The sequence below is a fragment of the Frisingicoccus sp. genome (genome assembly GCA_016298055.1).
Lineage (GTDB): Bacteria > Bacillota > Clostridia > Lachnospirales > Lachnospiraceae > Frisingicoccus.
This window is the reverse complement of record JAEDDO010000140.1, coordinates 1-4,702: the sequence shown is the minus strand read 5'-3', so window position 1 is coordinate 4,702 and position 4,702 is coordinate 1. Positions and strand designations below refer to the sequence as shown.

The 4,702-nt window shown below is 42.2% G+C and carries 4 protein-coding genes; all 4 read left to right on the top strand.

The annotated features are described in order from the left end of the window. Positions 1-993: vWA domain-containing protein (locus QZZ35_RS09225; protein WP_291237132.1), on the top strand; the 993-nt coding region annotated here is incomplete at its 5' end. Continuing rightward, positions 983-2,479: an ATP-binding protein gene (locus QZZ35_RS09220; protein ID WP_291237131.1), complete on the top strand. Its 1,497-nt coding sequence runs from the start codon at positions 983-985 to the stop codon at positions 2,477-2,479. The genes QZZ35_RS09225 and QZZ35_RS09220, both read left to right, overlap by 11 nt. Before the next feature lie 13 nt (positions 2,480-2,492). After that, complete coding sequence (locus tag QZZ35_RS09215) at positions 2,493-3,881, top strand: aminopeptidase (protein WP_291237130.1); 1,389 nt, start codon at positions 2,493-2,495, stop codon at positions 3,879-3,881. Between the two features lie 102 nt (positions 3,882-3,983). After that, positions 3,984-4,702: GTP-binding protein (locus QZZ35_RS09210; RefSeq protein WP_291237129.1), on the top strand; the 719-nt coding region annotated here is incomplete at its 3' end.

Genomic DNA, 4,702 nt, shown 5'->3' with positions numbered 1-4,702 from the left:
GATCATTTTGATGCGGTGTGCGTCAAGCGGGTCATCAGTGACGAGAGGGAAGCCTGGTATTATCGGATCGGAAAAGATACAAAGGTTTTAAATGCCCAGTCCATTTATCGATGGTTTATGAATCATTCTTTGTCTCCGCGGGAAATTATGGCGGCAGAGAAGATTTTTACGATGGATGATCATACTTTCTGGAACGGGCAGGAGGATGAAAAAGAAAATCCGCCGAAGCAGCAGGAAAAGGATCAGAAATGGAAGGATATCAGTGAAAAGATCAAGACGAATCTGGCTACTTTTTCAAAAAGTATGGGAGATAAGGCGGGAGACCTGTTGCTGCAGATGGAGATCAGCCTTCATGAATCTTATGATTATCGGAAATTTTTGAGAAAATTTATGGTGGTCAATGAGGAAATAAAGCTGGATATGGACAGCTTTGATTATATTTTTTATACCTATGGTCTCAACACCTATGGTAATATACCGCTGGTAGAGCCGTTAGAATATAAGGAATCTGAAAAAATACAGGATATGGCGATCATTGTTGATACGTCCGAATCCTGCGGAGATGAAATACTGAAACGGTTTTTTCATGAGACATTTCAGATACTTCACAGCTCGGACAGCTTTTTTAAGACAATGAATCTGCACATTATCCAATGTGATGCGAAAGTCCAGATGGATATGAAGATCGATTCAAAGGAAAAACTGGCAGAATGCATGCAGCATCTCGTTGTCCGGGGAAGAGGCGGAACAAATTTTAAAGCCGGTCTTTCCTATGTGGAGAAGCTTGTGCGGGAAGGCGAGTTTCGTAATTTAAAGGGCGTCCTTTATTTTACCGACGGTTACGGCGAATTTCCGGCAAAGAAGCCGCCTTTTGAGACAGCCTTTATTTTTGTTAAAGAAGATTATATTGATATCAAGGTTCCGCCATGGGCGATGAAAGTGATCCTGGAACCTGACGATATCTTAACATGGAGTGAAAATAATGAACATTAAAGAAGCAAAAGAAGAAATTATTCACACTGTCAAAGCCTATACGGCAAAGGATGAATTTGGAAATTATGAGATTGGTGTGACTCATCAGCGTCCGGTCCTTTTAATCGGACCTCCGGGAATCGGAAAGACGGCTATTATGGAACAGATCGCAAGAGAGTGCGGCATTGGCCTTGTGGCCTACACAATCACCCATCATACCCGTCAGTCCGCCATCGGCCTTCCGATTATAGAACACCGGGATTTTGGCGGACAGGAATATGCTGTGACCGAATATACAATGAGTGAGATCATTGGTTCGGTCTATGATCAGATGGAGCGGACCGGCCTGAAAGAAGGCATATTATTTATCGATGAAATTAACTGTGTATCGGAAACACTGGCTCCGACCATGCTTCAGTTTTTGCAGGGAAAGACTTTCGGTAATCATAAAGTGCCGGAAGGATGGATTATTGTAGCTGCCGGAAACCCACCAGAATATAATAAATCTGTTAAAGAATTTGATATTGTAACTCTGGACCGTGTCAAACGCATTGATGTTATTGAAAATCTTCCGGTATGGAAAGAATATGCCTATAAAGCTGGCATTCATGGAAGTATCATTTCCTATCTGGATGTTAAGAAAGAGAATTTTTATACAGTTGAGACAACGGTGGAAGGCAAACGTTTTGTGACAGCCCGTGGATGGGAAGATCTTTCTCAGATGATCAAAACCTATGAGAAACTGGATATTCCTGTGACCGAGGGGGTCATCGCCCAGTATTTGCAGCATCCAAAGATTGCCAAGGAATTTGCGGCTTATCTTGATTTGTATCGCAAATATGCGATGGATTACAATGTGGAGGATATCCTTAAAGGTCAGGTCAAAGATGGGGCCACAGAGCGTATGGCGTCCGCGCCTTTTGATGAGAAATTAAGTGTTCTCGGTCTTCTTGTCAGCTCTTTAAGTGACGGTGCCAGAGAATGCTTTGAAATCGATGGCTATGTGGAAAAACTTTTTGCTGTGTTAAAATATGTCAAATTCCTCCCGGATCTTTCCGAAGGACTCTCTGAAGCACTCGATATGGAAAGAGAAAAATGGGAAAAGAGCAATCAGGGCAAGGCGATGGAAAAAACAGAGATGCGTATCTGCCTTCGTCTGATGCAGACGCTGGAGGAATATGTAAAAGCCGTTGGCGGCGGTGCGGATTTTGACGGCGTAAAAGACCGTTTTAATGAGGCAGTCGCTATGCGTCAGACCTTGCTTGAACAGTGGAAGCAGTATTTTGATCATGCTTTTGATTTTGTTGAGAGTGCTTTTGGCGAAAGTCAGGAGATGGTCGTTTTCATCACAGAACTCAACGCCAGCCATTATGCACTCTGGTTTATCGGTGAGAACGGCTGTGATAAATATTATCAGTATAATCAGGGATTATTGCTGGGTGAACGTCAGCAGATGATTATGTCGGATATTCAGAGTATTGAAAAAGAATTGTCATTTTTATCTTAGGAGGAAAATACAAATGAAGGAAAATGCATGGAATACATATACAGATGAAGACATGGAGATGATGGATGCTCTTGTCCAGGGGTATAAATATTTTCTGGATAACGGGAAGACAGAGCGGGAATGTGTTCGTGAGATGATTGCTGCAGCCAGACAGTATGGTTACAAATCTCTGGAAGAGGTTATCAGCACCGGTTATATTCTTCGTGCCGGAGATAAAGTTTACGCTCAGACAAAGGGAAAAGCCGTCATGTTTGTGAACATCGGATTATTTCCGATGGAAGAGGGCATGAATATTTTAGGAGCCCATATTGATTCTCCGCGTCTGGATGTGAAAATGAATCCGCTTTACGAGGATACAGAGCTGGCTTATCTGGATACCCATTATTATGGCGGTATTAAAAAATACCAGTGGGTTGCGCTGCCTATGGCACTTCACGGAACCGTTGTAAAAAAAGACGGCAGTCATGTAGCCATTGTCATCGGTGAAAATGAGGAGGATCCGGTTGTGGGCATTACAGACCTTCTGGTTCATTTATCTGCGAAACAGATGGAAAAAAAGGCCTCTGTCGTCGTTGAAGGCGAAAAGCTGGATGTTCTGATCGGCAGCAGACCGTTAAAGGAATGTGAAGAGAAGGAAAAAGTCAAAGCCGGTATATTAAATATTTTAAAAGAGAAATATGATATTGAAGAGGATGATTTCCTGTCTGCAGAAATCGAGGTTGTGCCTGCAGGAAAATCAAGAGATTACGGACTTGACCGGAGTATGATCATGGCTTACGGTCAGGATGACAGAGTATGTGCTTACACTTCTTTAATGGCTATGCTTGCGGTTGATCAGGTGGCACGTACAACAGCCTGCATCCTTGTTGATAAAGAAGAAATCGGAAGCGTGGGTGCCTCCAGTATGGGCTCCAGATTTTTTGAAAATACAGTTGCCGAAATTCTCCAGTCTATGAGAAAATTTGACGACATTACACTCCGGCGCACACTGGCCCGTTCTAAAATGCTTTCTTCTGATGTGAGTGCGGCTTATGATCCGCTGTATGCTTCGGTATTTGAAAAGAAAAACACCGCATATTTCGGACATGGCGTCGTATTTAATAAATATACGGGTGCTCGGGGAAAATCCGGAAGTAATGATGCGGGGGCAGAGTATATTGCGCGTATCCGACGGATTCTTGATGAAAAGAAAGTGACTTATCAGTTTGCCGAACTTGGACAGGTAGATGAAGGGGGCGGCGGTACGATCGCTTATATTCCTGCGGCCTATGATATGGATGTGATCGATTGCGGTGTGGCTGTGCTCAACATGCATGCACCTTGGGAAATTACAAGTAAATCGGATATTTATGAAGCTGAAAAATGTTATGAGGCCTTCCTTGAGGTGAAAGACTGGTTCTAAAAGAACTTGCAGTTTTTTGGTGAATGTGATAGACTAAGAAATTATAATTTTATTCATACATTTTATTCATAGAGTTTGTAGAATTGAAAGGTAGTGACATTCGTGACTAAAATTGATATTATTTCCGGATTTTTGGGAGCCGGAAAGACAACTTTGATTAAAAAACTGTTATCTGAAGCATTTCAGTCAGAAAAAGTTGTTCTTATTGAAAATGAATTTGGTGAAATCGGTATCGACGGTGGATTCCTTAAGGAAGCCGGTGTGGAGATTACAGAGATGAACTCGGGATGTATTTGTTGTTCTCTCGTAGGTGATTTCGGAACAGCACTTGAAAAGGTGATCAACGACTATCATCCGGACCGGGTCATCATTGAGCCGTCAGGGGTTGGAAAACTTTCCGACGTTATCCGGGCTGTTGAAGGTGTGGCTGAAAAAGTGGATATTACACTGAACAGCTATACAGCTGTAGTTGATGGTCAGAAATGCAAGATGTATATGAAGAATTTCGGTGAATTCTTTAATAATCAGATCGAGTATGCACGGACGATCATTTTAAGCCGTACACAGAAGATGAATGAAGAAAAACTGGCTCAGTGTATTGCTATGATCAAGGAGCATAATGATAAAGCAACGATCGTGACAACACCGTGGGATGATATTAATGGTGTAAAAATTTTAAATGCCATGGAGAAGGAAAATGATTTCGTATTAAAACTCATGGAAGAGGAACATGAGCACCATCATCATGAGCATGACCACGAACATGAACACCATCATCATCATGAGCATGACCATGAACATGAACACCATCATCATCATGA

Excerpts from the sequence above, each read along its gene's own strand:
- QZZ35_RS09220 (WP_291237131.1), top strand. The coding sequence starts at position 983 with ATGAACATTAAAGAAGCAAAAGAAGAAATTATTCACACTGTCAAAGCC.
- QZZ35_RS09215 (WP_291237130.1), top strand. The coding sequence starts at position 2,493 with ATGAAGGAAAATGCATGGAATACATATACAGATGAAGACATGGAGATG.